22 protein-coding genes and 2 pseudogenes are annotated in these 26,408 nt (G+C 77.3%); 10 read left to right on the top strand and 14 right to left on the bottom strand.

Annotation, left to right across the window (positions count from 1 at the left end; all coding sequences use genetic code 11):
* Nucleotides 1-18: 18 nt before the first annotated feature.
* The 3 genes from GC089_RS06200 to mtrA are packed head-to-tail and all read right to left on the bottom strand — an operon-like array spanning nt 19 to nt 4,125.
* Nucleotides 19-1,680, bottom strand: a complete 1,662-nt coding sequence (locus tag GC089_RS06200; protein WP_230685105.1) for an LpqB family beta-propeller domain-containing protein — start codon at nt 1,678-1,680, stop codon at nt 19-21.
* Nucleotides 1,677-3,422: an MtrAB system histidine kinase MtrB gene (gene mtrB / locus GC089_RS06195; RefSeq protein ID WP_155376897.1), complete on the bottom strand. Its 1,746-nt coding sequence runs from the start codon at nt 3,420-3,422 to the stop codon at nt 1,677-1,679. Before mtrB ends, GC089_RS06200 begins: the two co-directional genes overlap by 4 nt.
* A 19-nt stretch (nt 3,423-3,441) precedes the next feature.
* Nucleotides 3,442-4,125: an MtrAB system response regulator MtrA gene (gene mtrA / locus GC089_RS06190; RefSeq protein WP_155376896.1), complete on the bottom strand. Its 684-nt coding sequence runs from the start codon at nt 4,123-4,125 to the stop codon at nt 3,442-3,444.
* A gap of 547 nt (nt 4,126-4,672) precedes the next feature.
* Here mtrA and GC089_RS06185 point away from each other — a divergent pair.
* The 5 genes and pseudogenes from GC089_RS06185 (at nt 4,673) to GC089_RS06165 (ending at nt 9,792) form a co-directional block, all read left to right on the top strand.
* Complete coding sequence (locus tag GC089_RS06185) at nt 4,673-5,581, top strand: glycerophosphoryl diester phosphodiesterase membrane domain-containing protein (protein ID WP_230685104.1); 909 nt, start codon at nt 4,673-4,675, stop codon at nt 5,579-5,581.
* Nucleotides 5,578-6,234: a DUF4129 domain-containing protein gene (locus GC089_RS06180; protein ID WP_155376894.1), complete on the top strand. Its 657-nt coding sequence runs from the start codon at nt 5,578-5,580 to the stop codon at nt 6,232-6,234. The genes GC089_RS06185 and GC089_RS06180 overlap by 4 nt, the downstream gene beginning before the upstream one ends.
* Nucleotides 6,231-6,875: pseudogene (locus GC089_RS19950) on the top strand (DUF4350 domain-containing protein); the annotation flags it as partial. The gene GC089_RS06180 and the pseudogene GC089_RS19950, both read left to right, overlap by 4 nt.
* Before the next feature lie 562 nt (nt 6,876-7,437).
* Nucleotides 7,438-8,472: an AAA family ATPase gene (locus GC089_RS06170; RefSeq protein WP_370514078.1), complete on the top strand. Its 1,035-nt coding sequence runs from the start codon at nt 7,438-7,440 to the stop codon at nt 8,470-8,472.
* 3 nt (nt 8,473-8,475) lie between these two features.
* Nucleotides 8,476-9,792, top strand: coding sequence for a DUF58 domain-containing protein (locus tag GC089_RS06165; RefSeq protein ID WP_155376893.1), 1,317 nt, complete (start codon nt 8,476-8,478; stop codon nt 9,790-9,792).
* Between the two features lie 70 nt (nt 9,793-9,862).
* Here the strand turns inward: GC089_RS06165 and GC089_RS06160 are convergent, their stop codons facing one another.
* On the bottom strand, nt 9,863-10,852 hold the full coding sequence (locus GC089_RS06160) for a stage II sporulation protein M (RefSeq protein ID WP_155376892.1): 990 nt from the start codon (nt 10,850-10,852) through the stop codon (nt 9,863-9,865).
* A 47-nt stretch (nt 10,853-10,899) separates the two neighbouring features.
* On the opposite strand from GC089_RS06160, the gene GC089_RS06155 reads away from it, so the two are divergent.
* Entirely contained in the window at nt 10,900-11,751 is an 852-nt protein-coding gene (locus GC089_RS06155) for an RDD family protein (protein ID WP_230685103.1), read from the top strand.
* Nucleotides 11,752-11,850: 99 nt separating this feature from the next.
* On the opposite strand, the gene GC089_RS06150 is transcribed toward GC089_RS06155, so the two are convergent.
* The 4 genes and pseudogenes from GC089_RS06150 to GC089_RS06135 form a co-directional block, all read right to left on the bottom strand.
* Nucleotides 11,851-12,066 (bottom strand): Trm112 family protein, encoded by a 216-nt coding sequence (locus tag GC089_RS06150; protein WP_155376891.1) that lies wholly within the window; start codon nt 12,064-12,066, stop codon nt 11,851-11,853.
* Nucleotides 12,063-13,514, bottom strand: a complete 1,452-nt coding sequence (locus GC089_RS06145) for a phosphomannomutase/phosphoglucomutase (RefSeq protein WP_155376890.1) — start codon at nt 13,512-13,514, stop codon at nt 12,063-12,065. The genes GC089_RS06150 and GC089_RS06145 overlap by 4 nt, the downstream gene beginning before the upstream one ends.
* 55 nt (nt 13,515-13,569) lie before the next feature.
* Nucleotides 13,570-13,833, bottom strand: coding sequence for a hypothetical protein (locus GC089_RS06140; RefSeq protein ID WP_155376889.1), 264 nt, complete (start codon nt 13,831-13,833; stop codon nt 13,570-13,572).
* Nucleotides 13,830-14,212, bottom strand: a pseudogene (locus tag GC089_RS06135) (DUF3499 domain-containing protein). The gene GC089_RS06140 and the pseudogene GC089_RS06135 overlap by 4 nt, the downstream one beginning before the upstream one ends.
* Nucleotides 14,213-14,320: 108 nt before the next feature.
* Here GC089_RS06135 and GC089_RS06130 point away from each other — a divergent pair.
* Together GC089_RS06130 and GC089_RS06125 are read left to right on the top strand one after the other, a co-directional pair.
* Entirely contained in the window at nt 14,321-14,857 is a 537-nt protein-coding gene (locus GC089_RS06130; RefSeq protein ID WP_196250842.1) for a metallopeptidase family protein, read from the top strand.
* A 12-nt stretch (nt 14,858-14,869) separates the two neighbouring features.
* Nucleotides 14,870-15,778, top strand: a complete 909-nt coding sequence (locus tag GC089_RS06125; protein WP_155376888.1) for a glycosyltransferase family 2 protein — start codon at nt 14,870-14,872, stop codon at nt 15,776-15,778.
* A gap of 79 nt (nt 15,779-15,857) precedes the next feature.
* On the opposite strand, the gene GC089_RS06120 is transcribed toward GC089_RS06125, so the two are convergent.
* From GC089_RS06120 to GC089_RS06110, 3 genes are all read right to left on the bottom strand, one after another.
* Nucleotides 15,858-17,459: a DUF5719 family protein gene (locus tag GC089_RS06120; RefSeq protein ID WP_155376887.1), complete on the bottom strand. Its 1,602-nt coding sequence runs from the start codon at nt 17,457-17,459 to the stop codon at nt 15,858-15,860.
* Complete coding sequence (locus GC089_RS06115) at nt 17,456-21,190, bottom strand: glycosyltransferase (RefSeq protein WP_155376886.1); 3,735 nt, start codon at nt 21,188-21,190, stop codon at nt 17,456-17,458. Before GC089_RS06115 ends, GC089_RS06120 begins: the two co-directional genes overlap by 4 nt.
* 84 nt (nt 21,191-21,274) lie before the next feature.
* On the bottom strand, nt 21,275-21,601 hold the full coding sequence (locus tag GC089_RS06110) for a WhiB family transcriptional regulator (protein WP_155376885.1): 327 nt from the start codon (nt 21,599-21,601) through the stop codon (nt 21,275-21,277).
* 257 nt (nt 21,602-21,858) lie between these two features.
* Between GC089_RS06110 and GC089_RS06105 the strand changes: the two genes are divergently transcribed.
* Entirely contained in the window at nt 21,859-22,596 is a 738-nt protein-coding gene (locus tag GC089_RS06105) for a TIGR03089 family protein (RefSeq protein WP_155376884.1), read from the top strand.
* A gap of 79 nt (nt 22,597-22,675) precedes the next feature.
* Nucleotides 22,676-23,545, top strand: coding sequence for a glucose-1-phosphate thymidylyltransferase RfbA (gene rfbA, locus GC089_RS06100; RefSeq protein ID WP_155376883.1), 870 nt, complete (start codon nt 22,676-22,678; stop codon nt 23,543-23,545).
* 81 nt (nt 23,546-23,626) lie between these two features.
* Here rfbA and GC089_RS06095 read toward each other — a convergent pair whose 3' ends face one another.
* From GC089_RS06095 to GC089_RS06085, 3 genes are read right to left on the bottom strand one after another with little or no spacing between them, the layout of a single operon-like run.
* A complete protein-coding gene (locus GC089_RS06095) occupies nt 23,627-24,613 on the bottom strand; it encodes a Gfo/Idh/MocA family protein (protein ID WP_155376882.1) in 987 nt (328 codons plus the stop codon).
* Nucleotides 24,613-25,704 (bottom strand): DegT/DnrJ/EryC1/StrS aminotransferase family protein, encoded by a 1,092-nt coding sequence (locus tag GC089_RS06090; RefSeq protein WP_155376881.1) that lies wholly within the window; start codon nt 25,702-25,704, stop codon nt 24,613-24,615. Before GC089_RS06090 ends, GC089_RS06095 begins: the two co-directional genes overlap by 1 nt.
* Nucleotides 25,701-26,318: an acyltransferase gene (locus GC089_RS06085; RefSeq protein WP_155376880.1), complete on the bottom strand. Its 618-nt coding sequence runs from the start codon at nt 26,316-26,318 to the stop codon at nt 25,701-25,703. Before GC089_RS06085 ends, GC089_RS06090 begins: the two co-directional genes overlap by 4 nt.
* Nucleotides 26,319-26,408 lie beyond the last annotated feature (90 nt).

Below are 26,408 nucleotides of genomic sequence, written 5' to 3'. Positions count from 1 at the left end.
GGTGCGAGGACGGCAGGCTCAGCCGGGGAACGCCGCGCCCGTCACGCCCGCCACGCCCGGCACCGCCACCCACGTGCGCCCGTCGTAGCGGAGCAGCTCGCCCTCGGAGGTGACCACGTGCAGCGTGCGGTCGCCACGCTCGGCGGCGAGGGCGACCGCGCCGGCCACGGCCGGCAGGGGCGAGCTGCTCGCCGAGAGCGGCACGAGGACCGGCACCGTCCCGGCCTCGTCCTCGGCCAGGACGGCGAGGGTGACCTCGTCGACCCACACCACGGACGTGGTCGGCACGGCCTGTGCGCCCACCCGCACGGGCTGCTGCCCCAGCCGCAGCGGTGCACCCGCCTCGTCGCGCACGACCCCGGCGACGTCGAGCGTGACGCCGTCGGCCCCGGCCGACACCACCGCGACCCGGGTGCCGTCGGGCGAGACCCGCAGCGCCTGGACCGTGCGTCCCGCGAGCCAGTCCCCCGTGACGTCGACGACGGGCCCGCCCGGGCGCGCCGCCACGAGCGGTGCCGCCGTCGGGGACCGCGCGGTCCACACCCACCCGTGCCGGTCGACCGACGGCGCCGCGAGCGCCGTCCCGGAGGCGAGCACCTCCCGCACCTGCCCCGGGGCCGCCACGGTGACGAGGGTGCCGGGGTCGGCGAGCGCGACGTGCACGCCGCCGGCGCCGTGCGCGAGCGCCTGCGGTGCCGCGCCGTCGACGGGTGCGAGGTCCTCGACCGGCGTCACCTGGCCGTCCGTCAGCGTGACCACCCGGCCGCCCGTGAGGACCTCGAGCTCGCCGCGCGGGGGTGCCGTGGGCAGCGTCTGGGCGCCGCTGCGCAGGACGACACCACCCGCACGGACCTGCACCGACGCCACCCCGAGCGGCCGCAGCGACGCCTCGAGCTGGGCGAGCAGCAGGCCACGGTCCGCCTCCTGCACCGCCTGTGCGGGCTGGAGGGACACCTCGGCCACCCCGCCCTCGAGCAGCACGGCCTCCGGCTCCAGCTCGACGCCCGCGGGCACCGCGGTCCGGACCGAGTCGCGCAGCCAGGGCGAGGGTCCGGCCAGCAGCGCCTTGACCACCGCCGTCTGCAGGCTGCGCTGCGAGAACCACCGGACCTCGGGCACGAGCATGTCCGCGTCCGGGGTGAGGAACCACAGCTTGACCGGCCGGTACTGCTGGTCCAGGTTCGCGGGCGTCAGCAGCAGCCCGTCCGGCGCGTGCGCGATGCGCCAGTGCCCGTCGGCGTCCTCGACCAGCTCGAAGCGCAGGGACTCGCGCGCGTCCGCGGACGTCTCCGTGAACCGCCCGCCCGGGTCGAGCTTGCCCTCGACGGAGACCTCGACGTTGACCTGCGCGTCGCCCGTCACCTCGAACTGCCGGGTGGTGGCGACGACCGCGCCCGCGGTGGGGTCCCACTCCTCGCGCGCCTGCCCCACCAGGAACTCCCGGGCGACCGCGAAGTCGCCCGTCACCTCCGCCGCCCCCGCGAGCAGGAACCCCTCGACGATCTCCGCCGGCCCCGCGTCCGCCTGCGGTCCCTGGGCGAGCACCACGATGCCCTCGGGCTCGCGGACCTCGCCGTCACCGGCGGTGACCGGTCCCGACGTCGGCAGCGCGACGCAGCCCGCGAGCGCGGCGACGGCCACGGCGGTCAGGGCGGCGCGCAGCCGCCGGCGCGCGCTCACGCGGCACCCCCCGGTCGCGCGGGCAGCCGCTCCACCTGTCCCTGCAGGTCGGCCCGCGCGGGGTCGCGCAGGTCCCCGACGACGGCGATCTCGCCGGTCATCGGCGGCAGCTCGGGCAGGGCGGCCGGGTCCGTGCGCGGCCGCGGTGCGGTGTCCGCGGGCTCCGGGGACTCCTCGGGCACGAGGGGCAGCGGGGACCCGTCCAGCCGGATGCCGGCGCGGCGGGGAAGCGTGAGCCGGAAGCACGCGCCACGGCCCGGGCGTCCCCACGCCTCGAGCTGCCCGCCGTGCAGGTGCGCGTCCTCGAGCGAGATCGCCAGCCCGAGCCCGGTGCCCCCGGTCGTGCGGGCGCGCGCCGGGTCGGCGCGCCAGAAGCGGTCGAACACGTGCGCGGCCTCCTGGGGTGTCATGCCGACGCCGTGGTCGCGGACGGTGACGGCCACCGCGCGCGCGTCGGCGGCCACGGCCACCTCCACGGCGCTGCCGTCCGCGTGCTCCACGGCGTTGACGAGCAGGTTGCGCAGGACGCGCTCGACGCGGCGCGGGTCCAGGTCCGCGTCGGCGGGCGCCTCCGGCAGGCGGACGCTCAGCCACGACCCGCGCCGCTGCGCGAGCGTCGCCGTGTGCTCGACCGCCTGGAGCACGACGTCGCGCACGTCCCGGCGCTCGGCGTCGAGCACGGCCGCGCCGGCGTCGAACCGGCTGATCTCGAGCAGGTCCGCGAGCAGGTCCTCGAACCGGTCGAGCTGCGCGGCCAGCAGCTCGGCGGACCGCTTGACGGCGGGGTCGAAGTCGTCGCGCGCGGCGTGGATGACCTCGCCCGCCATGCGGATCGTCGTCAGCGGCGTGCGCAGCTCGTGGGACACGTCGGAGACGAACCGGCGCTGCAGCGTCGAGAGCTCCTCCATGCGCCGGATCTGGTCCTGCAGCCCCTCGGCCATCTCGTTGAACGAGCGGGCGAGGCGTGCCATCTCGTCCGCACCGCGCACGGTCATGCGCTCCGCCAGGTCACCGTCGGCGAGGCGCTCGGCCACCTGGGCCGCGGCGCGCACGGGGTGCACGGTGCGTCGCGTCACGAGCCACGTCATCGACCCGAGCAGGACGACGAGGGCCGCGGCGGCGAACGCCAGGGTGCGCAGCAGGAAGTCCAGCCGCTCCTGCTCGGCCTCGAGGCTGTAGAGGAAGAACATCTGGTACCGGCCGACGACGGGGACGGTGACGTCCTGGCCGACGAGGATGCCGGGGACGACGCGCCCGTCCTCGCCCGGGATCCCCACGGACTGCCACTGCTGCCCGCCGGCCGCCGTCGCCTCCTTGATCTCGCGGCCGACGAGGTCGACGAGCGAGGGGTCGGACGCGGTCGCACCGACCTCGACGGCCGAGCGCTGCCCCGGTGCCCGCAGCAGGAACACGTCCCGCTCCGAGGAGCCTCCCCCGCTCTGCGCGAGCGTCACGCCGCGCAGCAGCTGCTGCACGTCCGGGCGTGTGATGGCGGTCGACGACGTGAACACCTGCTGGGCCTGCTGGGTGCTGCGGGCGCTCTCCGCGAGCACCTGCTCGCGGCGCGCGTCGAACAGCCCCGCGCTGATCCGCTCGCCCACGTAGACCCCGAGGAGCGCGAGCGCGACGAGCCCGATCGCGAGCGTCGACGTCAGGACGCGCACCTGCAGCGACGAGCGCCACCAGCGCGTGACGCGGTGCACCCGGCGGCCGAGCCGCCCGCCCCCCTGCACGGTCCTCATGCCGCCCACGCCACGGCCTTCACGTCCCCGGCACGCCCGCCTTGTACCCGACCCCGCGCACCGTCACGACGATCTCGGGCCGCTCCGGGTCCGTCTCGATCTTCGAGCGCAGGCGCTGCACGTGGACGTTGACCAGCCGGGTGTCGGCGGCGTGCCGGTACCCCCACACCTTCTCCAGCAGCACCTCGCGCGTGAAGACCTGCCACGGCTTGCGCGCGAGCGCCACGAGGAGGTCGAACTCGAGCGGCGTGAGGGAGATCGGCCGGCCCGCGCGCTCGACGCGGTGCCCCGGGACGTCGATCGTGAGGTCGCCGATGGTCAGGTGCTCGGGTGCGGGCTCGTCGCTGCGGCGCAGCCGGGCGCGCACGCGTGCGACGAGCTCCTTGGGCTTGAACGGCTTGGAGATGTAGTCGTCGGCGCCGGACTCCAGGCCGAGCACGACGTCCACGGTGTCGCTCTTGGCCGTGAGCATGACGATCGGGACGCCGGACTCCGCGCGGATCTGGCGGCAGACCTCGTTGCCGTCGCGGCCGGGCAGCATGAGGTCGAGGAGCACGAGGTCCGGCTGGGTCTGGCGGAAGACCCCCAGGGCCTCGTCGCCGTCCTCGCAGAACACCGGCTCGAAACCCTCCGAGCGCAGCACGATGCCGATCATCTCGGCCAGCGCGGTGTCGTCGTCGACCACGAGCACGCGTCCCCTCATGGGCGTGATTCTCTCATCGCCGGACGGCCGTCCGGGTGCACCCGGCGCGCGCGACCGGGTGACGTCCCCGGTGCGGGGGCACCTCGGAGCCGCCGTGCACAGCCGCGGCGCTGACCTGCCCGGTCGTGCGGGTGCCGCGTGGCACGATGGGCGCGCACCCGCACCCGCACCGAGGAGCCCGGACAGCATGACCTCCCCGCAGGACGACGGCCCGCCGCCCGCCGGCTGGGTGAGCCCGTCCGCCCGGCCCCCGGAGAGCCCGGGCGCGGCGCCCGTCGGCGCATCGCCCGCTGCGGCCCCCACCGGCGCTGCCCCCTCCGGCGCTGCCCCCTCCGGCGCGGCCCCCACCGGCGCGGGTCCCACAGGCGCGGGTCCCGCCGGCCCGGTCCCGCCGGCCCCGGCCCACGGTGCGCCCGCCGCGCCACCGGGGTGGGGCGCACCCGCCGCACCCCCGGGATGGGGCACGCCGCCCGCGGCGGCCGGGACCGCGCCGCCCTCCCCGTACGGGGCGGCGGCGTGGCGGCCCGCACCCCTGCAGCCCGGCATCGTGCCCCTGCGTCCGCTCGGGCTGGGCGAGATCCTCGACGGCTCGGTGCGTGCCGTGCGCGCGAACCCGATGGTCATGTTCGGGCTCGCGGCCATGGTCGTGACGGTCGCCGTCGCGCTCCAGACGCTCCTGCAGCTGTACGTCGCCGGGCTGCTCGCCGGCGCGCTCGGCGACGCCCTCGTGGGCGTGGACGGCACCACCGACGCCGCCGCGGTGAGCGAGGTGTTCTCCCTCAGCCTGGCGGGCACGGCGAGCGGCCCGCTGCTGCTGCCCGTGTCCAGCGTGCTCACCGGGCTGCTCATCGTCTCGGTCAGCCGCAGCGTGCTCGGACGTCGCGTCAGCATGCGCGAGGTGGTGCGGTCCCCGCGCGTGTGGTGGGTGCTCGGCTTCACCCTGCTCGTGCTGCTCGCGCAGGTCGTGCTCGCCGCCGCGTGGGTCGGGCTGTCGGTGCTGCTGTTCGCGCAGCAGCAGGAGGGCGCGGCGTTCGCCGTGGTGCTCGTCGGCGCCCTGCTGCTGGCGGCGGCGTTCGCGTGGCTCACGGTGCGCACGCTGCTGGTGCCGCCCGCGCTCATGCTCGAGGGCAAGCCGTTCTGGGCGACCGTGGCGCGCGCGTGGCGCCTCACGCGCGGCAGCTTCTGGCGTCTCCTCGGCATCTACCTGCTCGCGTCCGTGCTCGTCGCGGTCGTCGGATCCCTGTTCGTCTTCCCGGCCTCGCTCCTCTCGGGCGTCGTCCTGGGGATGACCGGGTCGACCTCGCTGACGATCGTGCTCACGGCCGTGGGCACGATCGTCGGGATGACGATCTCGACCTCGTTCCTCGCCGCGGTCGTGGCGCTGCTGTACGTCGACGTCCGGATGCGTCGTGAGGGGCTCGACCTCGAGCTCGCGCGCGCGGCGAGCGAGCCGTGACGCCCCTCGGCGTCCCGGTCACGCCCGACGCGCCGACGGCCCGGCGCTGGGTCCTGGAGGAGCTCGCCGACCCCGCGTACAGCCGCGGTGAGTCGCTCCTCGACCGCTTCGTCTCCTGGGTGCTGGAGCAGCTCGCGGGGATGCAGGGCGTCGGGCTCCCGCCGCGCGCCGCGCTCCTCGTGGTCGTGGCCGTCGCGGTCGCCGTCGTCCTCCTCGCGCTCTGGGTCGCCGGGCCGGTCCGGGGCCGCCTGGCACGACGGCGCGTCGCACGCGAGGTCCTCGCGGGGGACGACCGCCGGTCGGCCGCGGCGCTGCGTGCGGCGGCCGACGCGGCCGCCCGCGCGGGCGACCACTCGACCGCGGTCGCCGAGCGCTTCCGTGCCGTGGTGCGCGGGCTCGAGGAGCGGGGTCTGCTCGACGAGCGCCCGGGCCGCACCGCGCACGAGGCCGCGCAGATCGCCGGACGGACGCTGCCGGACGTCGCCGACGCCCTGGCCCGCGGCGGCGACCGCTTCGACGACGTCGTCTACGGCGAGCGCCGCGCGAGCGCCGAGGACGACGCCGCGATGCGCGCGCTCGACGACGCCGTGCGTGCGGCACGTCCCGCCCGGACCGACGCCGTCGCGGCCGCCGCACCGGGCGGCGGCTCGTGAGCGCCCCCGTCGCCGGCCCGGCGCTGCGTCCCGGGGAGGTGCTCGGCGACGGCACGACCGGGCGGACGCGCACGGCCGGCCGCTGGCGGCGGCTGCGACCGTGGCTCGCGGTCGCGGCGGTCGTCGCGCTCGGGGTCCTCGTGCTCCTGCTGCCCGCGCCCCACTCCAGCACGACCGCCGGTGCACCGGACAACACCGGCGCGGCCGGCTCCCACGCGCTCGCCCGCGTGCTCGAGCGCCGCGGGGTCGAGATCAGCTACGTGCGCACGACCGCCGACGCGGAGTCCGCCGCCGCACGCGGCGGCACGGTCCTCCTGGTGGGCGACGCGCTCCTGCTGCCGGAGCAGGTCGACCGCGTCGCGGCGCTCGACAACGACCTCGTCCTGGTCGACGCCGAGTGGGCGCTGTCCTCGGTCGCACCGGGCCTGGCGACGGGCGGCGACGTCTCCGCACGCGGCGTCCGGACCGCGTCGTGCGACGACCCGGACGCGCTCGCCGCGGGCACGGCCACCCTCAGCGGCTCCGTCGAGGACCTGTCCGGCACGGCCACGGTCTGCTTCCCGCCCGCCGGTGGACCCGCCACCGAGGGCGCGTACGTCGTGCTCGAGCAGGACGGGCGGCGCGTGACCGCGCTGACCGACCTCACGCCGCTGACGAACGACGCCGTCGCGCAGGAGGGGAACGCCGCCCTCGCGCTGCGCGCGCTCGGTCGCCACGAGCACCTCGTGTGGTACGTGCCGAGCTACGACGACCTCGGGACGGCCGCGCCGCCCGAGGACGCCGGCGCGTCGCTCACGGACCTCGTCCCGTGGGTGCGTCCGGTGGCCCTGTGGCTCCTGCTCGTGCTGGCCGTGGTCGTCCTGTGGCGCGGTCGCCGGCTCGGGCCGGTGGTCGCCGAGCAGCTGCCCGTGGTCGTCCGCGCAGCCGAGACCACGCGCGGCCGTGGCCGGCTCTACCGGCGCGGCCGCGCGCACGGGCACGCGGCGGCGGCGCTGCGCGCCGGCACGGCGACCCGCGCCGCGCAGCGCCTCGGGCTCCCCCGCTCGGCGCCCGCACCGGCCCTCGTGGACGCCCTCGCACGCGCCACCGGCAGGGCGAGCCGCGACGTCGAGCAGCTGCTGTACGGACCGCCCCCACCGACGACGCGGGCCTGCTGCGGCTCGCCCACGACCTGCACCACCTGGAGAGCGAGGTTCACCGACCGTGACCGACCAGACGCCGTTCCCGCCGGCGCCCGCGCCGCAGCCCGTCGCGACGCACGAGCCGGGGCCCGTCCCACCGACGCCGACCGCCGACCTGCGGGCCGCCCTCGCCGCCGTCCGCACCGAGGTCGGCAAGGCCGTCGTCGGGCAGGACGCCGCCGTCACGGGCCTGATCATCGCGCTCCTGTGCCGGGGGCACGTCCTCCTCGAGGGGGTGCCGGGCGTCGCGAAGACGCTGCTCGTGCGGAGCCTGTCCGGCGCGCTGTCGCTCGGCACCAAGCGCGTGCAGTTCACGCCCGACCTCATGCCGGGCGACGTCACGGGGTCGCTCGTGTACGACGCGCGCACCGCGGAGTTCTCGTTCCGCGAGGGCCCCGTCTTCACGAACCTGCTGCTCGCGGACGAGATCAACCGCACGCCCCCGAAGACGCAGGCCTCCCTGCTCGAGGCGATGGAGGAGCGGCAGGTCTCGGTCGACGGCGTGCCGCGGCCGCTGCCCGACCCGTTCGTCGTCGTCGCGACGCAGAACCCGGTCGAGTACGAGGGCACCTACCCGCTGCCCGAGGCGCAGCTCGACCGCTTCCTGCTCAAGCTGACGCTCCCGCTGCCCGAGCGGGCGGACGAGGTCGAGGTGCTCGCACGGCACGCCGCCGGCTTCGACCCGCGGGACCTGGCGGCGGCGGGCGTGCGCGCCGTCGCCGGCGCGGGCGAGCTCGGCCGTGCCCGCGCCGAGGTCGCGCAGGTGCAGGTCGCGCCGGAGGTGCTCGGCTACGTCGTCGACGTGTGCCGCGGCACGCGCACGTCGCCCTCGCTCGCGCTCGGCGTCTCGCCCCGCGGGGCGACGGCCCTGCTCGCGACCTCGCGCGCCTGGGCCTGGCTGTCCGGGCGCGGGTACGTCACGCCCGACGACGTGCAGGCCCTCGCGCACCCCACCCTGCGGCACCGCGTGCAGCTGCGTCCCGAGGCCGAGATCGAGGGCGTCACGACCGAGTCCGTGCTCGACACGGTGCTCGCCTCGGTCCCCGTCCCCCGCTGAGCCGTGGCGATCACGTCCCGCGCCGTCCTGGTCGCCCTCCTCGGGCTCGTGCCCGTCGCGGTGCTCCCGGCGCCCGTCACCGTGCTCGCGTGGGCCCTCGTCGTCGTGGTGCTGTGCGCCGTCGACGTCGCACTCGCGGCGTCCCCGCGCGACGTCGCGCTCTCCCGCGACGTGCCGCGCTCGGTGCGGCTCGGCCAGCCCACGGCGTCGGCCGTCACGCTGCGCAACGTGGGCGGGCGCACGCTGCGCGGTCTCGTGCGCGACGCGTGGCCGCCGTCGGCGCTGCCCGACGGTGACGCGCCGACCGGCGCGCGCACGCCCCGGCACCAGGTCGACGTCCCGGTCGGCGAGGCCCGCACGGTGCGCACGCCGCTGCGGCCGACCCGCCGCGGCGACCTCGTCGCCGACCGGGTCACCCTGCGCACGGTCGGTCCGCTGGGGCTCGCCGGGCGTCAGGTCTCGCTCGCGGTGCCCGCGCGCCTGCGCGTGCTGCCCGAGTTCGCGTCCCGCCGCCACCTGCCCTCCCGCCTCGCGCGGCTGCGCGAGCTCGACGGGCGCGCGGCCGTGCAGGTGCGCGGCGCGGGCACCGAGTTCGACTCGCTGCGCGAGTACGTCGACGGCGACGACGTCCGCTCGATCGACTGGCGTGCGACCGCGCGACGCCAGGAGGTCGTGGTCCGCACCTGGCGGCCCGAGCGCGACCGGCACGTGCTCCTCGTCGTCGACACCGCTCGGACCAGCGCCGCGCGCATCCTCGACGCGACCCGACTGGAGGCGAGCGTCGAGGCCGCGCTGCTGCTCGGCGCGCTCGCCGCGCACGCGGGCGACCGCGTCGAGCTGCTCGCGTACGACCGCCGCGTGCGCGCCCGCGCGGTGGACACCCACCAGAGCCGGGTCCTGCCCGCCCTCGCGGAGGCCCTCACCGGGATCCAGCCGGAGCTGGTGGAGACCGACTGGCCGGGGCTCGTGGCGCAGGTGCGGTCGCGGCTCAGCCGGCGCGCGCTCGTCGTGCTGCTGACGTCGCTCGACCCGGCCGCCGTCGAGCAGGGCCTGCTCGAGGTCGTCGGGCGGCTGACCCGGCGGCACCTCGTCGTGCTCGCGTCCGTGGCCGACCCGGAGCTCGAGGACCTGCGCTCCGCGCGCGGCACGGCGGAGGAGGTCTTCGACGCCGCCGCGGCGGAGCGGGCGGGCCTGGAGCGCGCCGCCGTCGCCGCGCGCCTGCGCCAGCGCGGTGTCGAGGTGGTCGAGGCGTTGCCGGACGACCTGGCACCACGCCTCGCGGACACGTACCTGGCGCTCAAGGCGGCGGGCCGCCTCTGACCCGCCCGGGCCCGGCTCCGGCGCCCCGGCACACGTGCCGGGCGCGGCGGGCAGCGGGCGGCGGTACGGGTCAGCCCGCGGTCGCGACGGCGTACCCGCCCCGGTCGGCGGCGAGGTCGCCGGTCTCCCCGGCCAGGACGGCGCGCCGGCCGGGCACGAGCGTCCATGCCCAGAACGCGGCGAGCACGACGACGCCGACGGCGACCTTGACCGGCCACGGCAGGTCCGACCCGGTGACGAAGCCCTCGACCAGACCGGAGACCGCGAGCACGCCCACGAGGCCGAGCGCCACGGTGAACAGGGCGCGCCCCTCCTGCGCGAGCGCGCGCCCGCGGGGTCGCGGCCCGGGGTCCACCAGCGTCCAGAACAGCCGCAGCCCCGCCGCGCCGGCGACGAAGATCGCCGTGAGCTCGAGCAGGCCGTGCGGGGAGATGAGCTGCAGGAACACGTCCAGGCGGCCGTGGGCGGCCATGAGCCCGCCCGCGGCGCCCACGTTCACGGCGTTGTTCACCAGCACGTACACGGGCAGCACCCCGGTGATCCCGGTGCCCACGCAGATCGCCGCGATGAAGGCGTTGTTGGTCCACACCATGGTGGCGAAGCCGGCGCCCGGGTCGTAGTACTCGGCGAACTGCTCCTCGACGTACTGGCGCTGCGACTCGGGCGTCCCCATGAGCGCCCGCGCGTCGGGGTCCAGCGCGACGAGGGTGCCGGTGGCGACGCCCACGACGAGGAAGGCCGCCATGACGGCGACCGTCCACCACCGGATCCGGTACAGCGCGGCCGGGACGGCGACGACGACGAAGCGCGCGACGTCCGTCCACGCCGGCGCGTGCGTGCCCGCGAGCCGCCCCCGCGCGCGTCCCAGCAGCTGCGACAGGCGGGACAGCGTCTCGGGGTCCGGGGCCGCCGAGCGCACGGCGGACAGGTCGGTCGCGGTCGACTGGTAGAGCCGCACGAGCTCGTCCGTCTGCGCCCCGTCCAGACGCCGCTCCCGCACCAGCGCGTCGAGCCGGCTCCACAGCGGCGTGCGTGCCCGGGTGTACGCGTCGAGGTCCACGGGCACAGCCTGCCATCCGCACGGCGCGTCACGGCTAGTCTGCCCAGGTGAGCACGGTGACGGGGTGGCAGCACGGCGGACCGGCGGACGGCGTCGTCATCGGCGAGGGCGTGCGGCTCGACACGCGGCCCGCGTCGGTCGCGTCCCGGCTGCTCGCGGCCCTGCTCGACGTGCTGGCGCTGCTCGTGGCCGCGATCGTCGTCGACTTCGTGCTCGGTCAGGTGCAGCTCCCCCTCGACGAGCACACGGGACGCATCCTGTCGGTCGTGTCCCTCGTGGCCGTCGTGCTGGTCCTGCCGACGACGGTGGAGACCCTCAGCCGCGGACGCTCGCTCGGCAAGCTCATCGCGGGCGTGCGCATCGTGCGGGACGACGGCGGACCGATCACGTTCCGGCACGCGTTCGTGCGCGCGCTGACGGGCGTGCTCGAGCTGTGGGGCACGCTCGGCTCGGTCGCGCTGCTCGTCGCGCTGGTCCACCCGACCGGCAAGCGCATCGGCGACGTCCTCGCGGGCACGCACGCCGCGCGTGTGCGCACGCCCGCGCCCGTGCGCCGGCCGGTGGAGATGCCGCTGCCGCTGGCGGGCTGGGCTGCGCACGCCGACGTCGTGCGCCTGCCCGACGGGCTCGCGCTCGCCGTCCGCCAGTTCCTCGCCCGCGCCGACCGCCTGCACCCGGCGTCGCGCGTCGAGCTCGGCACGCGCCTGTCGGCCGAGCTGGCGACGTACGTCAGCCCGCCGCCCCCGCCCGGCACGCACCCCGAGGCCTTCCTCGCGGCCGTGCTCGCCGAGCGCCGGCGCCGGGAGACGGACGTCGAGCTCGAGCGCGTGCGCCGGGTGGAGGAGGAGGCGCGGCTCCTGCGCCGGCTCCCCCACGGCGTGCCGGACCCCGCGGCCTGAGCCGTCCACCCGGCGGGCGTCGGCCGGCGACCGCGCGGCGTCGACGAGCGGGCCGACCCCGGCCGGGGCGGCCCGGGCACGGCGGCCGACGCGTACCGGTCAGGCGGGGCGCGCCTCGTCCGCGAGCAGCACCGGGATCCCGTCCCGCACCGGGTAGACCAGCGGCCGCTCGGCGTCCTGGCTCACGAGGACCGGCCGACCGTCCGCGTCCGTGCCGTCGACGAGCTCGGCGCCCGTGACGGGGCAGCGCAGCAGGGCCCGGGCCCAGGGCTCCAGCGTGGTCGCGGCCTCCTCGTCCTGACGGTCCCCGCTCACCGGACCTCCTCCTCGCGGACGAGCGCGAGCACGTCGTCGCGCACCTTCTCCATGATGTCCTCGTCCGCCGCCTCGACGTTGAGCCGCAGGAGCGGCTCCGTGTTGGACGCGCGCAGGTTGAACCACCACTGCGGGTGCCCGCCCCAGTGCGAGACGGTCAGGCCGTCCAGCTCGTCGACGTCCACCGGGCCGCCGCCCTGCTGCGTCACGTACGCCTCCACGACGCGTGCGCGAGCCGCCGCGACGTCGTCCACGCGCGAGTTGATCTCGCCGCTCGCGACGTACGGCTGGTACTGGTCCGCGAGCGCCGACAGCGGGTGCGGCTGGCCGCCGAGCGCCGCGAGCACGTGCATCGCCGCGAGCATGCCGGTGTCGGCGAAGAAGAAGTCCCGGAAGTAGTAGTGGGCGCTGTGCTCACCGCCGAAGACCGCGTCGTGCTCGGCCATCTGCGCCTTGATGAACGAGTGCCCCACACGCGTGCGCACGGTGCGCGCACCGGCGGCCTCGAGCAGGTCGGGCACGACGCGGGAGGTAATGAGGTTGTGGATCACCGTCGGGGTGCGCCCGGCCGCGCGCTCGCGCTCGACCTCCCGCAGCCCGACGAGCGCCGTGATCGCCGACGGGCTGACGGCGTCGCCGTTCTCGTCGACCACGAAGCACCGGTCGGCGTCGCCGTCGAACGCCAGGCCCAGGTCCGCGCCGTGCGCGACGACCGCGGCCTGCAGGTCGCGCAGGTTCTCCGGCTCGAGCGGGTTCGCCTCGTGGTTGGGGAACGTGCCGTCGAGCTCGAAGTAGAGCGGGACGACCTCGAGCGGCAGCGCGGGCAGGCCGGCCGCCGTGCCGAGGACCGCGGGCACCGTGTGACCGCCCATGCCGTTGCCGGCGTCGACGACGACCTTGAGCGGTCGGACGCCCGACAGGTCGACGAGACCGCGCAGGAACCGCGCGTACGCGCCGAGCATGTCCTGCTCGTCCACGGCGCCCCCGTCCGCCGCGGCGGGGACGCCCTCGGCGAGGTACCGGCCGGCGAGCTCGCGCACGTCCACGAGGCCGGAGTCCTGGCCCACCGGCCGGGCACCCGCGCGGCACAGCTTGATGCCGTTGTACTGCGCCGGGTTGTGGCTGGCGGTGAACATCGCCCCGGGCACGCCCAGCGAGCCCGACGCGTGGTAGAGGCCGTCGGTCGAGCACAGGCCGATGAGCAGCACGTCGACGCCCCGCGTCGTCAGACCCTCGGCGAACGCGCGGACGAGCTCCGGCCCGGACGGGCGCATGTCGTTGCCGACCACGGCCCGCGGCCGTGTCCCCGCCGGCGCCTCGGGCAGGACCACGACGTCGGCGAACGCCGCGCCGATCGCGCGGGCGACGTCCCCGTCCAGCTGGTCCGGGTAGGTGCCCCGGACGTCGTAGGCCTTGATGAGCGCGGAGAGGTCGACGGGTGTCGGCACGGAGGGTCCTTCGGTGGGTGGCGGGATCGGTCCCCCACCCTAGCGACCGGGCGGGTCAGACGGCGTCGCGCGGGGTTCCGTCCGGCCCCAGGGGCGTGCCGTCGCCGCCGACGACGTACCAGGCCCGGCTCTCGCACGCGCCGCACGAGGCGAACACGGCGGGCCGGCCGTCGGGCAGCGCCAGCCGCACGCGCGTGAGCCCCGCCGACCCGCAGCGGTGGCACGCGGGCACCACCGAGGAGTCGTCGACGAGCGGACGCGTGACCGAGCCGAGGGGCTCGTCGGCCGGCGTGCCGCGCGAGCGGCCGCGGCCCGTCACGGCGCGTCGCCCGGCACCACGCGCAGGTGCCCGCGGCGGCGGCCGTCGGCGGCGGGCGGCGCCGGTGCGGGCACGGGCGCCAGGGGCTGGGCGGGCTCGGGTGCCCGGCGCCGCCCGGCCTCGCGCACGGCGTCGGCCAGCGCGAGCAGGTCGTCGTGGCTCGGCGCCGCGGCCTCCAGGTCGGGGAGCAGCCGGACGACCTCCCAGCCGCGGGGGCGGTCAGCCGCTCCGCGTGCTCGACGCACAGGTCGTACGAGTGCGGCTCCGCGAGCTGCGCGAGCGGGCCCAGCACGGCCGTGGAGTCGGCGTACACGTAGGTGAGCGTCGCGACCGCAGCGTGCGGGCACGCCGTGCGCGAGCACTGCCGGACGGATCTCACGGTGCAGACGGTACCGCGCGGCGCGCGCCGAGCAGGTGCGCCCGCGCCGCTGCGGCGTCGTGTCGTGCACGGCGCCGCCGCTGCGGTCCCCCGTCGTACAGTGGCCGGATGAGCCCCGCCGGCCCTCACCGACCCGCGACCGGGCCCGTGCCGGGACCGTCCGGCGGCGCCGACCGCGCGCTGCCCGCCCGCCGGGGCGCGGCCGTGCCCGCGCCCGTCCCGCGCGTCGGCGCAGGGCGCCGGCGCGACCGCCGGGGCCGCGGCCTGCGGGGACCCGTGCTGCCGATGACCAGCCCCGGCTACCGCACACGCGCGGAGCGGTTCGACGACCTCGTGCTCGACGCCGTCGAGGACCTCGAGCGCCGGTGGGCGCGGCAGCTCGACGGCGTCGAGTTCGCCGTCGAGGACGTCCCTCCGTCCGACCCGGCGCCCTGGGAGCACGGCGGCGTGCCGCTCGGGCGGTACTTCCCCGCCGACGCCGGGCTCCCCCACCGCATCGTCGTCTACCGCCGGCCCGTCGAGGCGCGGGCGCACGACGCCACCGACCTGCCGGACCTCGTGCGCGACGTCGTCGTCGAGCAGGTCGCGCACCTGCTCGGACGCGCACCGGAGGACGTGGACCCGGGGTACGACGACGGCCACTAGGCTGGGTCGTCGATGAGCACCCCCTCTCCCTCCCCCGGGCCGGCCACGCCCCGCGTCCGCGTCGTGTGCGTCGTGTTCCACCCCGGGGACGAGCTGCGCACGTTCGCCCGCACGCTCGCGACCGCCTCACGGCAGCCCGTCGAGCTCGTCGTCGTCGACAACGGCACCGACCACGCGGTCGCGCAGGCCGTCGTCGACGAGTTCGGCGGACGGCTCGTCGTCCCCGGCGCCAACGTCGGCTACGGCGCCGGCGCGAACGCGGGCGCGCGCGGTGCGACGACGCCGTGGCTGGTCGTGGCGAACTCCGACCTGGAGTGGACGCCGGGGTCGCTCGACCAGCTCCTCGACGCGGGCGACGAGCAGCCGCGCGCGGGCTCGCTCGGCCCGATGCTGCTCAACACCGACGGCACGATGTACCCGTCCGCGCGCGCCCTGCCGTCGCTGCGCCAGGGCGCCGGGCACGCCGTGTTCGCGCGCGTCTGGCCCGGCAACCCGTGGACGCGCGCCTACCACGCCCGGCAGGAGTCGGTGGGCGGCTACCTGCGCGAGGCGGGTTGGCTGTCGGGCGCGTGCCTGGTGCTGCGGCGCGAGGCGTTCGAGCAGGTGGGCGGCTTCGACGAGTCGTACTTCATGTTCTTCGAGGACGTCGACCTCGGCGAGCGGCTGGGGCGCGCCGGCTGGGAGAACCTGTACGTGCCGGACGTGCGGGTCACCCACGTGGGCGGCACGTCGTGGCGCGAGCGGCCGGCGCCGATGATCCGTGCGCACCACGCGAGCGCGCGCCAGTACCTGCACCGGCGGTACCACCACTGGTGGCAGGCGCCCCTGCGCCTCGCGATCGGCGCCGGTCTCGCGACGCGTGAGCGGGTGCAGCTGCGGTCGGCGGCGCGCCCGGCACCCGTGGGCGGCTCCGGGCACTGACGACCGGGCACTGACGAGCGCGCGCTGACGACCGGGCACTGACGACCGCGCACGCGCGGCTGCCGTCCCGGCCGGCACGTCAGCCGCGGGTCGCGCGCCCGTCCTCGCGCACCCGCAGGGCGCCGTCGCCGTCCACGACCGGCACCGGTGCGAGCACCGACACCAGCGCGCCGTCCTCCTGCAGGACCTCCAGCTCGACCGCCCAGTCCACCCGGGCGCCGGGCAGCACCTCGAGCTCCAGGCCCGCGGCGCCCTCCGCGAGGTCGGCGACGGGCCACGAACCCGTCGTGCCCGCGTCGACCGTCACGTCGTGCTCCGACAGGACACCGCCGTCCTCGTCGAGGACGCGCAGCCGTGCACGCCCCTCCCCCGTGGCCGTCGCGTCGTCACCCTCGGCGACGGCGCCCACGACCAGCCGCGCCGCCGCCTCCCGCGGCAGCGCCACGACGCCGTGGCGGGCCGCCGCCGACGCCGCGGACCAGGCGCGCTCGACCCGCGGCCGGTCGTCGAGCTCGCCGGCGGTGCCCGTGCGGGTGACCACGGCCGCGGCGACCACCGGCGCGGACGCGTCCACGACGACGGTCCAGGCACCCGCGGCCAGGCCGGACAGCGGCACGTCGACCACGGTCCCGGCCGCGAGCTCGACCTCCTCGACGCCCGCCGGCTCGACGGGTCCGTCGGCCCCCAGCAGCGTCACACGCGCGGTCGTGGCCTCGTCGCCGGGCGCGAGGAGCCGCAGTGCGGGACCGACCTCGGCGCCCACCTGGGACTCCTCGACGACGACGCCCGGCACGACCTGACGGGTCGCCGGCGCGGCACCCGGCACTACCAGGTCCGTGCCCGCCGGCGTGAAGCCCTCGACGACCGAGGCCTGCAGGTGCGCGACCACCTGCCCGCCCGTCGTCGTGACGTGCACGACGAGGGCGCGCTGCTCGGCCGCCGCCCCGCCGAGGTCCACCGTCTGGGTCGCCCCCGGGGCGACGACGTGGCGGGCCGCCGCGGACTCGACGGGCCCGTTCGGCCCCCAGACCTCGGCGGTCACCTCGGCGGTCGTCAGGCCGGGGTTGCTCAGCACGAGGACGGCGGAGGAGCCGACCGTCGTCGCACCGCCCACGAGCCAGTCGTCGACGCCGGGCGCGACGCACGACGCGGCCGACAGCCCGCGCAGGTCACCGGCGGTCACCAGGGAGGTCGTGGCGGCGGCGACCACGGGCGCCTCGTCCGCCGGGGCGGCACGCACGACCAGCGGGGCCTCGACGTCCTCGACGCGCAGCGAAGCGCCACCGGCGCCGGCGCGCTCGACCTCGCCGCCCGTCCCGCCGAGGACGGTCAGGGCACCCGCCCCGGGACCGGTCGGCACGACGGCGTCGAGCGCGGTGACCGGCGCGACCGGCGAGGGGTCGAAGGCGGCGTCGCCGCGCCGGCGCTCGTCGGGCGGCTGCAGCGTGCCGACGCACCCGAGCGTCGTGGGCGCCGGCGGTGCCTGCACCTCGACGGCGCCCACCGGCACCTCGTCCGCCGCGCCCAGCTGCGCACCCGCCGCGACGGCACCCGCCGCGAGGGTCAGCACCGCCAGGCCGCCGACGACGCGCGCCGCGCGTCCCCGCCGGGCCGGCCGGGTGGCCTCCGGCTGCGGTCCGCTCCCGGTCGCGGCGACCGCCGCCGTACCGTCCGTCGTCACGTCCGCACCCCCCGTCGCCGCCGCAGGGGCAGCGCCAGCAGCACCGTCACCAGGGTCGTCGCGCCCAGCGCGGCGAGCCACGCCCCGCGCGCCGGCGCGACGTAGCGCACCTCGAGGCGCCCGCCGTCGGCGCCGACGCGGAACGCCTGGCGCCACCCGGCGTCCGCCCGGTCGAGCGGCCGCCCGTCGAGCCACGCCTGCCAGCCCGGGTCCGCCCGCTCGGCGAGGACGAGGACCCGGTCCTCGTCCCCGGGCGGGACGACGGTCGCGACGGTCCGGCCCCGGGCGGCGACGGCGCTCGCGCTCGTCCCCGGCGCCGACACGTCCGCCCCGGCGGGCACGAGCCGGGCCCATGCGGCGACGACGTCGCCGGAGGCCGGGCGGACGCGCCACAGGGTGCCCGTGCCGTCGTGGGTCACGCGCTCGAGCCCCGCGGTCGCGTCCAGCGCCCCGACCAGACGCGCCCGTGCGGCGCGCTCGCGCGGGTCGTCGCCGAGCGGCGCGGGGACGAGCACGTCGGCCACACCCAGCGCGGCGAGCGCGGGGGCCACGTCGTCGGCCGTGCCACCCGCGAGCCGGGCTGCCACCGCCGCGACCTCCTCGGCCGCGGCGTCCGTGGCGGCCGCCGCCGGGTGCACGAGCCCACCCTCCGCGCGGCGGGTCGCCACCGCGGCGGCGACGTCGACGAGCTGCTCGCCGTCGGCGCGCAGCAGGCTCCAGGCGACGGTGCCGGCCGCGGCGTCGCCGGGCAGCAGCGACAGCGCCAGGACGCGCGACGCGGCCGGGGACGTCGCACCCTGCTGCCCGACGACCGGCACGACGGGCGCCGCCGACGCCCGCAGGGCCACCGCGTCCTGCGTGCGCGCGGCCCACGCCCACGACACCGGCGCGGCGAGCGCGGCGACGACGGCCACGGCGGTGAGCAGGCCCACCACGGGCTGCCGCCAGCCGAACGCGTGTCGCGCGAGCCGCTCCGGCAGACGGTCGGCGCCCAGCACCGCGGCCCCCAGCAGCCCGAGCGCGGCGAGCGAGACCGCCGGTCCGGTCCACGCCGGCGCGACGGCCTCGGGCCCGACGGACGCGGGCAGCGCCGCGACCGCGGTCGCGGTACCGAGACCGCACGCGGCGACGGCCCAGCACGTGCGCACGCCGCGCGCGACCGGACGGCCGCGCCACAGCGCGAGCAGGGCGAGCGCGACGAGCACGGCGCCGCCCAGGAACGGCCAGAACGGCACGAGGGCGTCCGGGAGCGCGGCGGGGACGAGCGCGGTCGCGTCGGCGGGCAGCCCCAGCAGGCGGGCGACGGCGTCACCGGGCGCCACGGCCACGGCCGGGCCCGGTTCGGCGAGCAGCAGGCGGACGCCGGCGGGCCCGCGCCGGACCGCCTCCACGAGCAGCGGGGCGAGGAGCACGAGTCCCGGCACGGCCACCAGCAGGACGCGTCCGCGCCGGCGCGGCACGACGACGGCCACGAGCACGAGCACGAGCAGCGCCGGCACGAGCAGGACGGGCGCACCGGCGACCACGAGCGCGAGCGCGAGCGCCGCACCGGCGGCCGCGGTCACCGACCCGGTCGGGTCGGGCGCACCGACGAGGACGCCCGGACGGTCCGTGCCGTCCGAGGACTCCGTCGCGGTCGACGCGGCTGCCGGTGCCGCGGCCGGGGCGTCGGCGGGAGCCACCTCGGCTGCCGACACGGGCGCGGTGAGGCGGGGCGCGCCCCCGGCCGCCACGGCCGGGACGGCCCCGGACGGTGCGGAACGCGGCTGCGGCAGCGCCGGGACGCCCCGCACGGGGGTCACGACGTCGCTCTCGTCGGCCAGGACCGGCTCCGGGGTGACCGGCACCGCGGCGGGCGGCCCCGTCACCGGCGGCTGCGCGGCGGGACCGTCCTCGACGTCGCGCACCTCCGGCTCGTCGAGGTCGCGGCGGACCGTGGCCAGGCCCGAGAGCACCTGGTCGACCCGCTGCACGCCGACCGCGCGTGCGAGACCGAGCGCGACCCACGGCAGCGCGGCGTGCGCCAGGACGGCGCCGACCCGCCCGTCCCCGACGGCGAGCAGCAGCGCCGGCGCGGCCGCCCACGTGACGGCGGCCCAGGCGCGCACGCCCGTCGAGCGGGTCGCGGCCCCGGCGGCGGCCCAGGCGCCGAGCCCGGACAGGAGGACGCCGCCGAGCACGACGACCGCGACGGCGGCGCCGAGGTCGCCGTCGAGCACGGCGGCGAGCGGCAGGAGCGCGAGCAGCAGCGGGTCGGCCGGACCCGGCGCGCCCAGACCGCCGGCCACCCAGCCCGACGTGGCCGCCCACCAGGCGTCGGCGACGCCGGTGGTCGCACGCGCGAGCGCCGGCCCCACGAGCTGCGCACCGGACAGGACGGGCCCGACGAGGCCCCCGAGCGCGACCGCGGTGACGAGCAGCAGCGCGCCCGTGACCACCGCGAGCGTCACCCGCCGGCGGGACGCCAGCGCGGCCAGCTCGCGCAGCTCGAGCTCGCTGGGCGCCCGGACGACCCGGCGGGCCTCGCGCCGCGCGAGGCGGCGGTCGCGCGCCTGGCGCCAGACGTCGCGCCAGGTCGCCTGCAGCGGCCGCAGCGTGCGCCGCGGCAGCACGCGCGACGCGCGGGCACGGCGGCGCGCGCGCACCACCGCCGCCGGGCGCAGCACCGCGGCGAGCGCGACGCGCACCTCCGCGACCGCGAGCCCGGGCTGCTTGACCGCGAGCTGGCCGAGCGCGCGCAGCGCACCGGCGGCGAGCGCCATGAGCACCACGAGGGGCAGCAGGGGCAGCGGGCAGCCGACGAGGCGCGAGTGCAGCAGCGCACGGCGGCGTGCCGCGAACGAGCGGTTCGGGTCGGCGCCGTCGGGCTCGCCGTCGCCGTCGAGGTCGACCTCACGGGCGTCGCCGCCCGGCGCCGCGGCCCCGTCGCCCGGCCCGGACCCGCGGACGGGACGCAGGCCGTGGTACGCCGCCTGGGCGTGGCGGACCACGGCGGTGGGCACGACCACGACGCGGTGCCCGGCGAGGCGTGCCCGGCGCGAGAGGTCGAGCCCGTCCCCGAACGGGCCGAGGGCGGGGTCGGTACCACCGAGGGCGTCCCACACGTCGCGGCGCACGAGCGCACCGGCGAGGCCGACGCCGAGCACGTCGGTCCGCCCGTCGTGCTGACCCTGGTCGAGCTCGTTCTGCTCGACGTCCGTCACGCGCCGGCCCGACCGGGTCGTGCGCAGGCCGACCTCGAGCAGCCGCTCGGGCTCGGTCCACGTGCGCTGCTTGCAGCCGGCGACGGCGACCGAGGGGGCGTGCCCGACGGTCTTCACCAGCTGCGCGAGCGCGGCGGGCGCGGGGGCGCTGTCGTCGTGCAGCAGCCAGAGCCACGGCGTCGGCCGCTCGTCGAGCGCGTCCGCGAGCGTCGCGAGCCCGGCGGACACGGCCTCGCCGAACGAGCGGGCGCGCGGCGCCGCGACCGTCGACAGGCGCGGCACGGGCGCGGGGGTCGTGGCGAAGGCGTCCTCGAGCAGGGCGCCGAGCGCGGGCCCGTCCCCGTCGGCGTGCTCGGCGACGTCGACGACCAGCACGCGGAACGGCCGGCGTGTCTGCGCCGCGAGCGCTCGCAGCGTCGTGCGCAGGTAGCCGGTGCGCCCGTGGGTCACCACGACGGCCGTCACGGGTGTCGTCACCGGTACGGCCGCGGTCGTGGGGACGTCCACGGGGGACAGCGTGTCAGTCATGCTCGCGTCATCATGCCGTCGCCCCCGCGCCCCGGCCGGCAGCGACACCCGGCGTGGCGGGACCCGGACGGGGTCGACGTGGCGTCAGACGACGCGCCGCTTGAGCTTGCGGCGCTCGCGCTCGGACAGGCCGCCCCAGATCCCGAAGCGCTCGTCGTTGGCGAGCGCGTACTCGAGGCACTCGGCGCGCACGTCGCAGGACGCGCACACCTTCTTGGCCTCACGGGTCGAGCCGCCCTTCTCGGGGAAGAACGCCTCGGGGTCGGTCTGGGCGCAGAGCGCGCGCTCCTGCCACCCCATGGGCCCGTCGTCCTCGGGCGTGCCGAACAGGGACAGCACGTTGCCGGTCGGTGCGGTGACGGGGGTGGCGACGTCGTCGGGCAGTCCCTCGTCGTCGAGCAGGTGCCACATGCGTGCCTCCGCGGGAGTGATGCTGATGTCCTCGTGCTGGCTGGTCCGGTCGACGCCGGCCGTGCGGCGCGGAGGCCGCGACGATCGCGCTCGATGAAGCAGTTCTCAGGAATTACACGCGTGTCGTTCCCGGTCGTCAACCGGAGCCGTGCTAGATGCCCGAGTTGTCCGGGTGAAAGTTCGGTGTGCGCGGCGTGGCGTCCCGCACACGACCCACGAGGCGACCCGCGGCACGCCCGCGACCTAGCCTGAGGTCCATGACGACCACGCGCCCCACCGACGTCGCCGCCGTCCTCCACGGGCTCGTCCGCGACCCCGGTCGCCCGCGCGTGACGTGGTACGGGCCGGACCACGAGCGCGTCGAGCTGTCGGGCGCGGTACTCGTCAACTGGGTCGTGAAGACCACCAACCTGCTCGTCGAGGAGCTCGACGTGCAGCCGGGGACGCGCGTGCTGCTCGACCTGCCCGCGCACTGGCGCGCGCTGACGTGGGCGACCGCGGCATGGCGTGCGGGCGCGTGCGTCGTGCGGGCGGAGAGGTCGGGCGCGCCGCAGGACGGGCACGCCGTCGACGTCGTCGTCACCGACCGCCCCGACGCGCACAGCGGCACTGTCGTCGCGGTCACGCTCGCCGCCCTCGCCCGGTCGTGGCCCGGCACGCTCCCCCGCGGCGCGGTCGACGCCGCCGCCGCCGTCATGACCTACCCCGACGCGCTCGGCTGGCTGCCCCCGGCCGACCCGCAGGCACCGGCGGTGGCCGGCGGAGCGGACGTCGTGCCGCACGCCGGGCTGACGGCGGCCGCGCTCGCCGACGCGCCGTCCGCGGGCGCCCGCGTGCTGCGCGACGCGCGCGGCGACGACGCGGTCGGGCTCGCCCTCGCCGCGCTCGGCACGTGGGCCGTCGGCGGCTCGCTCGTCCTGGTGGACGGGGCCGCGCTCGACGACGCCGCACTCGCGCGCGTGCGCGAGACGGAGCGGGTCACCGCCGCCGACTGACCCCGGCGCCCCCCTCCCCCGCCCTTCCCGCTCGGCGCACGGCCGCGCCGGGCGCCCGGATGGGCCAGAATGGCGACCCATGCGCGGAATCATCCTGGCCGGCGGCTCGGGCACCCGGCTGCACCCCATCACCCTCGGCGTGAGCAAGCAGCTGGTCCCCGTCTACGACAAGCCGATGATCTACTACCCGCTCTCGACGCTGATCCTCGCGGGCATCCGGGACGTCCTGGTGATCACGACGCCGCACGACGCGGACCAGTTCCGCCGCCTGCTCGGCGACGGCTCGCAGTTCGGCATCTCCATCACCTACACGGTGCAGGAGCAGCCGAACGGGCTCGCGCAGGCGTTCGTCCTCGGCGCCGACTTCGTGGGGAACGACTCCGCGGCGCTCGTGCTCGGCGACAACATCTTCTACGGGCCCGGGCTCGGCAGCCGCCTGCAGCGGTTCGAGGACATCGACGGCGGCGCCGTGTTCGCCTACCGGGTCGCGGACCCGACCGCGTACGGCGTCGTGGAGTTCGACGCCGCCGGGCGCGCGCTCTCGCTCGAGGAGAAGCCGGCACAGCCCAAGAGCAGCTACGCGGTGCCCGGCCTGTACTTCTACGACAACGACGTCGTCGCCATCGCGCGCGACCTGGAGCCCTCGCCGCGCGGCGAGTACGAGATCACCGACGTGAACCGGGCCTACCTCGAGCAGGGCCGCCTGCAGGTCGAGGTGCTCCCCCGCGGCACGGCGTGGCTCGACACCGGCACGTTCGACTCGCTGCTCGAGGCCTCGGACTTCGTCCGGACGATCGAGCACCGCCAGGGCCTCAAGGTCGGCGCGCCGGAGGAGGTCGCGTGGCGCCGGGGCTTCCTGTCGGACGACGAGCTGCGCGAGCGCGCCGAGCGCCTCGTGAAGTCCGGGTACGGCGCGTACCTGCTGGGGCTGCTCGAGCAGGAGCGCTGACGGCCCCGCCCGCGTGCCTCTCGCCCGGCCGGCCGTACCGGCCGGGCGAGAGGACGGGCGTGGTGGCGTCGGGTGGTCGCGTCAGAGCGCGACGGTCTGCCCCGCGGCCGCCGAGCTGAGCACGGCCTCGGCGACGCGCACGGTCGTCGCACCCTCCGCGAGCGTCACGACGTCGTTGCGCACGCCGAGGACGGCGTCGCGGAACGCCTCGTGCTCGAGCAGCAGCGGCTCGCGCTTGCCCAGCGCGAACCGCACGGTGTCGCCCTCGCTGACGCCGCGGAAGCCCGCCAGGGACTCCCACGTCGTCTCCACGGTCCCGTTGGCGTGGTACGTGAGGTCGGCCGTCAGCGTGTCGGCGATGAACGAGCCTCGCTCGCCGGAGACGACGGTCGTGCGCTCCTTGAACGGGGAGAGCCAGTTGACCAGGTGGCTCGTGACGACGCCGCCGCCCAACGTGCCGACGACGGCCACGAGGTCCTCGTGCGTCCGTCCGCTCTTGTGCGCGACGTGCGCTGTGACGCTGGTATAGGGCGACTGCGTGATCCACGCGGTCAGGTCGATGTCGTGCGTCGCGAGGTCCTTGACCACGCCCACGTCGGCGATCCGCGACGGGAACGGGCCCTGGCGGCGCGTCGCCACCTGGTACACGTCGCCGAGGTCGCCGTTCTCGAGCCGCGCCCGCAGGCTCTGCAGCGCCGGGTTGTACCGCTCGATGTGCCCGACGGCACCGACGAGGCCGCGCTGGGCGAACGCCTCGACGATCCGGTCCGCGGCCTCCGTCGACGGCGCCAGGGGCTTCTCGATGAGCACGTGCACGCCCGCCTCGGCCAGCGCGAGCGCCACCTCCTCGTGGTACGCGGTCGGCGCCGCCACGACGGCGTAGTCCACGCCGGCGTCGACCAGCGACTGCACCGAGTCGCCCACGGGCAGGCCCGCGGCGACACCGTGCGGGTCGCCGCCCGGGTCCGCCACGGCGGCGAGCGTGACGCCCTCGAGCGAGCGCAGCACGCGCGCGTGGTGGCGACCCATCATGCCGAGGCCGAGCAGCCCGGCGCGCAGCCCGGCCATCAGGCGCCCGCCTTTGCGGTCGCGTTGACGGCCTCGACGACGCGGTCGAGGTCGGCCTCGGTCAGCGCCGGGTGCACCGGCAGCGACAGAACCTGGTCGCACGCCTGACGCGTGGCCGGGAGGTCCAGCGTGAGGCCGAACGACGGCAGCTCGTGGTTGGGGATCGGGTAGTAGACGCCCGAGCCCACGCCGTGCTCGGACAGCAGGGCCGCCGCGAACCCGTCGCGGTCGTCCTCGACGCGGATCGTGTACTGGTGCCACACGTGCTCGGCGCCGTCCGCGACGACCGGCACGCCGACGCCCTCGAGGCGCTCGGACAGGTACCGGGCGTTCTCCTGGCGCGTGCGCGTCCACGCGTCGAGCTTGCCGAGCTGCACACGGCCGATCGCCGCGTGGATGTCGGTCATACGGGCGTTGAAGCCGACGACCTCGTTCTCGTAGCGGCGCTCCATGCCCTGGTTGCGCAGCAGCTGCACCGAGCGGACGACCTCGGGCGTCGCGCACGAGACCATGCCGCCCTCGCCCGACGTCATGTTCTTCGTCGGGTAGAGGCTGAACATCGCGAACGTACCGAACGTGCCGACGCGGTGCCCCTGCCACCGGGCGCCGTGCGCCTGGGCGGCGTCCTCGAAGAGCTGCAGGCCGTGCTCCTGCGCGAGCGCGCCGAGCGCCGTCATGTCCGCGGGGTGACCGTACAGGTGCACCGGCATGATCGCGGCCGTGCGCTCGGTGATGACCGACGCCACGGATGCCGGGTCGAGGCAGTACGTCGCGGGGTCGATGTCGGCGAACACCGGCGTGGCGCCCGTCAGCGCGACCGAGTTGGCCGTCGCCGCGAACGTGAACGACGGGACGATGACCTCGTCGCCCGGGCCGATGCCCGCCGCGAGCAGGCCCAGGTGCAGACCCGTGGTGCCCGAGCTCACCGCCACGCAGGACCGGCCCTCGACGAGGTGGTCCGCGAACTCGCGCTCGAACGCCGCGACCTCCGGGCCCTGGGCGATGACCCCGGTCCGCATGACCCGGTCGACGGCAGCCCGCTCCTCGTCCCCGATCAGGGGCTTGGCGGCGGGGATCACATTCGTGCTCATGCCTGCTCTTCCTCCTCGGACCGCTCGACGAGCGCGAGCCCAGCCTCGGTCTCCTCGTAGCTCTCTCCCGTCGACGGGCACCGCCACCGCCCGCCCTCGGCGGGCTCGAGCGGCACGCCCGCCCGGCCCACCCAGCCGACCCGGCGGGCCGGCACGCCGACCACCAGCGCGTGGTCGGGGACGTCACGCGTCACGACGGCACCGGCGGCGACCGTGGCCCACCGACCGACGACCACCGGCGCGACGCACACGGCGCGCGCCCCGATCGAGGCGCCCGTGCGCACGGTCACCCCCGTGGCCTCCCAGTCGGCCGCGCTCTTCAGCGACCCGTCCGGGTTGACCGCCCGGGGGAACGTGTCGTTGGTGAACACGACGGACGGACCCACGAAGACGCCGTCCTCGAGGACCGCCGGCTCGTACACGAGCGCGTAGTTCTGAATCTTGCAGCGGTCGCCGACGCGCACGCCGCTGCCGATGTAGGCGCCGCGCCCGACCACGCACTGCTCACCGAGCGCGGCGCCGTCACGGACCTGGGCGAGGTGCCAGACCGACGATCCGGCGCCGATGGTGGCGGTGGGGTCGACGTCGGCCGAGTCGGCGATGCGGACGTTCACGTTCCTCCTCGGGTCGGCGGCGCGGTCCGGTGCCGGCCGCTCGCGGGGCCGCGCTCAGGATGCCCGAGCCCTGCCGGCACGGAGCGGGAC

Source organism: Cellulomonas sp. JZ18 (genome assembly GCF_009720485.1).
Taxonomy (GTDB): Bacteria; Actinomycetota; Actinomycetes; order Actinomycetales; family Cellulomonadaceae; genus Cellulomonas.
The sequence above is the reverse complement of the archived record's forward strand: the minus strand, read 5'-3'. Positions and strand labels throughout refer to the sequence as shown.

What these genes read in the sequence shown, in the direction of transcription:
- mtrB (WP_155376897.1), bottom strand. Translation starts at nt 3,422, where the DNA reads ATGAGGACCGTGCAGGGGGGCGGGCGGCTCGGCCGCCGGGTGCACCGC.
- mtrA (WP_155376896.1), bottom strand. Translation starts at nt 4,125, where the DNA reads ATGAGGGGACGCGTGCTCGTGGTCGACGACGACACCGCGCTGGCCGAG.
- GC089_RS06130 (WP_196250842.1), top strand. Translation starts at nt 14,321, where the DNA reads ATGAGCCCCGCCGGCCCTCACCGACCCGCGACCGGGCCCGTGCCGGGA.
- GC089_RS06125 (WP_155376888.1), top strand. Translation starts at nt 14,870, where the DNA reads ATGAGCACCCCCTCTCCCTCCCCCGGGCCGGCCACGCCCCGCGTCCGC.
- GC089_RS06115 (WP_155376886.1), bottom strand. Translation starts at nt 21,190, where the DNA reads ATGACTGACACGCTGTCCCCCGTGGACGTCCCCACGACCGCGGCCGTA.
- GC089_RS06110 (WP_155376885.1), bottom strand. Translation starts at nt 21,601, where the DNA reads ATGTGGCACCTGCTCGACGACGAGGGACTGCCCGACGACGTCGCCACC.
- GC089_RS06105 (WP_155376884.1), top strand. Translation starts at nt 21,859, where the DNA reads ATGACGACCACGCGCCCCACCGACGTCGCCGCCGTCCTCCACGGGCTC.
- rfbA (WP_155376883.1), top strand. Translation starts at nt 22,676, where the DNA reads ATGCGCGGAATCATCCTGGCCGGCGGCTCGGGCACCCGGCTGCACCCC.
- GC089_RS06095 (WP_155376882.1), bottom strand. Translation starts at nt 24,613, where the DNA reads ATGGCCGGGCTGCGCGCCGGGCTGCTCGGCCTCGGCATGATGGGTCGC.
- GC089_RS06090 (WP_155376881.1), bottom strand. Translation starts at nt 25,704, where the DNA reads ATGAGCACGAATGTGATCCCCGCCGCCAAGCCCCTGATCGGGGACGAG.